Genomic DNA, 4,983 nt, shown 5'->3' on the forward strand with positions numbered 1-4,983 from the left:
CTCGTCGGCATCGCCATGCCGACCCGCTCGCTCGAGCGCTGGAACAACGACGGCTCCCACCTGGAGGCCCTGCTCCAGGAACGGGGCTACGAGACCTCCCTCCAGTACGCGGACAACGAGGTCGACCAGCAGATCACCCAGATCCAGAACATGGTCAACCAGGGCGCCGAGATCCTCGTCATCGCCTCCATCGACGGCACCGCGCTGGGACCGGTGCTCGAGCAGGCGGCGTCGGCCGGTGCCACCGTCATCGCCTACGACCGGCTGATCAACGAGTCGGAGAACGTCGACTACTACGCCACCTTCGACAACTACGAGGTCGGCCGGCTGCAGGGGGAGTTCATCATCGAGGAGCTCGGCCTGGAGGACGGCGAGGGCCCGTTCAACCTCGAGCCGTTCGCCGGCTCACCGGACGACAACAACGCCCGCTTCTTCTTCTCCGGGGCATGGGACCAGCTGCGCCCCTACATCGACAACGGCCAGCTCGTCGTGCCCTCGGGCAAGGCCCCGGAGTCCAACGACGACTGGCCCTCGATCGGGATCCAGGGCTGGCTCAGCCAGACGGCGCAGGCCGAGATGGAGAACCGGCTCAACTCCTTCTACGCGGACGACAAGGTTGACGTCGTCCTGTCCCCGAACGACTCCCTCGCCCTGGGCATCGAGCAGGCGCTGGACGCCGCCGGGTACACCCCCGGGGAGGACTGGCCGCTCATCACCGGCCAGGACGCCGACCTCGCCAACGTCAAGAACATGCTCGCCGGCATGCAGGCGATGACGGTGTGGAAGGACACCCGCACCCTGGGCGACCAGGTGGCGACGATGATCGACCAGATCACCGCCGGTGAGGAGGTCACCGTCAACGACACCGAGACCTACGACAACGGGGTGAAGGTCGTGCCCTCCTTCCTCCTGCCGCCGCAGGTGGTCACCCCCGACACCGTCGAGTCCGCCCTGGTGGACTCGGAGTTCTTCACCGCGGAGGAGCTGGGACTCTGAGACGTCGCCCGTCCCGTCGACCACGGCGCGGCGGGACGGGCGGCCCATTCGCGAACGAGGAGCACCCATGGCGACGCAGCCGCCGATCCTCCAGATGCGGCGGATCACCAAGACGTTCCCCGGCGTCCGGGCGCTGACCGACGTGGACCTCACCGTCAGGCGGGGTGAGGTCCACGCCGTCGTCGGCGAGAACGGCGCGGGCAAGTCCACGCTCATGAACGTGCTGTCCGGGGTCCACCCCCACGGCAGCTACACCGGCGAGATCCTCCTCGACGGGGAGCCGTGCGCCTTCCGCTCGATCCGGGACAGCGAGCAGCGCGGGATCGTCATCATCCACCAGGAGCTGGCGCTGAGCCCGTACCTGTCCGTCGCGGAGAACATCTTCCTCGGCAACGAACGGATGCGCGGCGGCGTCATCGACTGGAACGCGACGAACAGCGAGGCCGCCAGGCTCATCGCCCGCGTCGGCCTGGACGCCGAGCCCGACGACAAGATCGTCGACCTCGGGGTGGGCCGCCAGCAGCTCGTCGAGATCGCCAAGGCGCTGTCGAAGGAGGTGCGTCTCCTCATCCTCGACGAGCCCACCGCGGCCCTGAACGACGAGGACAGCGCCCACCTCCTCGGCCTCATGCGCCAGCTGCGCGAGCAGGGCATCACGATGATCCTCATCTCCCACAAGCTCAACGAGATCGCCGCCATCGCCGACTCCGTCACCGTGCTGCGCGACGGCGCGACCATCCAGACCCTCGACCTGCACGACGAGGCGCACCCGGTGACCGAGGAGCAGGTCATCCGGCTCATGGTGGGCCGCGACCTGGAGAACCGGTACCCCGACCGCACCCCGGCGGTGGGGGAGGAGGTGCTGCGCATCGAGGACTGGACCGTGCACCACCCGGTGGACACCGAGCGGGTCGTCGTCGACCACGCGTCCCTCGACGTGCGCCGCGGCGAGGTGGTCGGGCTGGCCGGCCTCATGGGCGCCGGCCGCACCGAGCTGGCGATGTCCGTCTTCGGCCACGCCTACGGCACCGGCATCTCCGGGCGGCTGTACGTCGCCGGCCGCGAGGTCCGTGCGACCACGGTCGAGGAGGCGATCCGGCACGGCCTCGCCTACGCCTCGGAGGACCGCAAGCGCTACGGCCTCAACCTCATCCAGGACATCACCACGAACATCACCGCCGCCAACCTGCGCGCGCTCGCCCGCCACGGGGTGGTCGACCGGTACCGCGAGACGTCGGTCGCCGAGCGGTTCCGCCGCAACCTGCGGATCAAGACGCCGACCGTCCAGACGGTGGTCGGCCAGCTCTCCGGCGGCAACCAGCAGAAGGTCGCGCTGGCCAAGTGGATCTACACCGAGCCGGAGGTGCTCATCCTCGACGAACCCACACGCGGCATCGACGTCGGCGCGAAGTACGAGATCTACCAGGTGATCAACGAGCTCGCCGCCGCCGGCAAGGGAGTGCTCGTCATCTCCTCCGAGCTGCCCGAGCTGCTCGGCATCTGCGACCGGGTCTTCGCGATGAGCCAGGGCCGGATCACCGGCGTCGTCCCGCGCGCCGAGGCGAGCCAGGAGCGGCTCATGCACCTCATGACCATGGACAGGGAGGGCGTGTCCCGATGAGCGAGCTCGCACAGTACCTCGGGCGCAACGTCCGCCAGTACGGGATCATGATCGCGCTCGTGGCGATCGTGCTCCTCTTCCAGGTCCTCACCGACGGACTGCTCCTGGTGCCGAACAACGTCGCCAGCCTCATCCAGCAGAACGCCTACGTCATGATCCTGGCCATCGGGATGGTCATGGTCATCGTCGCCCGGCACATCGACCTGTCCGTGGGCTCCGTCGTCGCGTTCGTCGGCGGCGTGACCGCCATCCTCATGAACAGCTACGAGGTGCCCTGGCTGCTCGCCGTCGTCGTGGCGCTCGCGCTCGGCGCGGTCATCGGCGCCTGGCAGGGCTTCTGGGTCGCCTACGTCGGCATCCCGGCCTTCATCGTCACCCTCGCCGGCATGCTCATCTTCCGCGGCCTGGCGATCGTGCTCGTCGGCACCACCGTCGCCGGGCTGCCGCGCGGCTTCATCCGCATCTCCAACGGCTCGGTGCCCAACGTGCTCGGCTTCGTCGCCAACCTCGACGTCGTCACCCTGCTCATCGGTGCGGTCGCCGTCGCCGGGCTCGTCGTCGGGCAGGTGCGCAGCCGGCTCGCCAAGCGGAGGCACGACCTCGCCGTCGAACCGCTCGCGGCCTTCGTCGGGCGGCTCGTGGTGGCCGGTGCGCTCATCGCCTTCGTCACCTACCTGCTCTCGCGCAGCGCGGGCGGCACCCCGATCGTCCTCGTCATCGTCGGGGTGCTCGTCGTCGCCTACTCCTTCGTCATGAACCGCACGGTCTTCGGCCGGCACGTCTACGCAGTGGGCGGCAACCTCCAGGCGGCGGTGCTCTCCGGCATCAACACCCGCAGGGTGGACTTCCTCGTCTTCGTCAACATGGGGCTGCTCGCCGCGCTCGCGGGTGTGGTGACGACGTCGCGTGCCGGTGCCGGGGTGGCCTCCGCCGGCACCCTCTACGAGCTCGACGCCATCGCCGCCGCCTTCATCGGCGGCACCGCGGTGAGCGGCGGCGTGGGCCGGATCTCCGGCGCGATCGTCGGTGCCCTCATCATGGGGGTGCTCAACATGGGCCTGTCGATCATGGCGGTGGAGTCGGCGTGGCAGCAGGTCATCAAGGGCCTCGTGCTCCTCGTCGCGGTGGCCTTCGACCTGGTGAGCAAGCGCCGTGGGGTGCGCTGAGCACCGTCGGGCGGGTCGCGCCCGCACCGCACGGTGGACCCGGGGGAGACTGGGGCCGTGAGGATCTTCGACCGGCGCCGGCGTCCCCCGGTGCCCGCCGACGTCGGCGCCGGCTTCTGGGTGGCCGAGGCACGCGGGCTGCAGCGCGCCATCGGCTTCGCGCTCACCGCCGCCGAACGGGCCGCCACCACCGCCCCCGCGACCCTGCAGCTCTCGCCGGGGCTGGAGGGCCGGGTGGTGGTGCAGTGGCGCAACCACATCGTCGGCTTCGTCCCGCCGGCACACGCCGCGTCGCTGCGTGCCCAGCTGGCCGCCGCCGACGGCGCGGAGCTCGTCGTCGAGGGTCACGTCGTGCACCACGACGGCCTGTGGCGGATCTGGGCGGGCCCCGACCTGCCGGCCGACCCGCCGCCGCCCGACGACGACGGCGAGGTCGAGCCACCGCCGACGACCATCTTCGGGATCGCGCTGCCCGGCCGGCGTGAGCGCCGGCCGGGGCGCAGGCGGACGACGGCACCCGCACGCGTCCTCGCCGTCGGGTCCCGCTCGTGGGAGGTGCGCGACGGCGAGGACGTCGACCTGGCGCTGCTGCGCACCCGCCTCGCCGCCGCGTCCCCGGGCGACACCCTCCACGTGCGGGTGTGGGACGAGCCGGTGGAGGTCCACCTCGGCCCGGACGCGCGGGTGACGCTCACCGACCCGGCCACCGGCGCCGTCGAGGTGCTCTACCCGCGCGGCTGACCGCCGGCAGCTGGGCCGTGGTCGCCGCGGCGTGAGCCCGTCGGGGCTCAGGCGTGGACGCCCCACAGCTCGAGGGCGGCCGCCAGCTCGGGGGAGTCCTCGGCGGCCTCCTCCACCGGCTGCCCCGCGACCGCGGCCTCCACGGCCCGCTGCAGCGCCCGCGCGCCGGCGGCCGCACCCTGCGGGTGGCCCTGGATGGCGCCGCCGGCGCCCAGGACGATGTCCGTGCCGGCCTCGCGGACGTAGCGCCCGACGATCCCGGGGTGCACCCCGCCGCCGATGACCGGCAGGGACGGTGCCACGTGGGGCCGGGGCAGCGTCAGCTGGTGGATGGTGCGCAGGTACTGCAGGCGGCGCATCGGGTAGCCGCCGTACGGCGTCGTCGTCAGCACCATGTCGGCGCCGGCGAGCCGCGGCAGCAGCCCCGCTGCGAGGGGTGAGGACATCCCGGAGTGGGAG

General features: G+C 71.5%; 5 protein-coding genes. 4 read left to right on the forward strand and 1 reads right to left on the reverse strand.

All coding sequences use genetic code 11. From position 1 onward, the window contains the following. The 4 genes from chvE to Q0195_RS05960 all read left to right on the forward strand — a co-directional run. On the forward strand, positions 1-996 hold a 996-nt coding region (chvE, locus tag Q0195_RS05945; RefSeq protein WP_299275864.1), incomplete at its 5' end, for a multiple monosaccharide ABC transporter substrate-binding protein. 67 nt (positions 997-1,063) lie between these two features. After that, complete coding sequence (gene mmsA / locus Q0195_RS05950) at positions 1,064-2,617, forward strand: multiple monosaccharide ABC transporter ATP-binding protein (protein WP_299275867.1); 1,554 nt, start codon at positions 1,064-1,066, stop codon at positions 2,615-2,617. Continuing rightward, the gene (gene mmsB / locus Q0195_RS05955) at positions 2,614-3,783 is read left to right on the forward strand and encodes a multiple monosaccharide ABC transporter permease (protein ID WP_299275870.1); all 1,170 of its coding nucleotides are present in this window, start codon (positions 2,614-2,616) and stop codon (positions 3,781-3,783) included. Before mmsA ends, mmsB begins: the two co-directional genes overlap by 4 nt. Positions 3,784-3,840: 57 nt before the next feature. Continuing rightward, positions 3,841-4,524, forward strand: a complete 684-nt coding sequence (locus tag Q0195_RS05960; RefSeq protein ID WP_299275872.1) for a hypothetical protein — start codon at positions 3,841-3,843, stop codon at positions 4,522-4,524. Between the two features lie 47 nt (positions 4,525-4,571). On the opposite strand, the gene Q0195_RS05965 is transcribed toward Q0195_RS05960, so the two are convergent. Next, on the reverse strand, positions 4,572-4,983 hold a 412-nt coding region (locus tag Q0195_RS05965; RefSeq protein ID WP_299275875.1), incomplete at its 5' end, for a RuBisCO large subunit C-terminal-like domain-containing protein.

It is taken from the genome of uncultured Georgenia sp. (assembly GCF_937958535.1).
Lineage (GTDB): Bacteria > Actinomycetota > Actinomycetes > Actinomycetales > Actinomycetaceae > Oceanitalea.

Bases quoted from the DNA above. Each gene is read 5' to 3' on its own strand.
- mmsA (WP_299275867.1), top strand. From the start codon at position 1,064: ATGGCGACGCAGCCGCCGATCCTCCAGATGCGGCGGATCACCAAGACG.
- mmsB (WP_299275870.1), top strand. From the start codon at position 2,614: ATGAGCGAGCTCGCACAGTACCTCGGGCGCAACGTCCGCCAGTACGGG.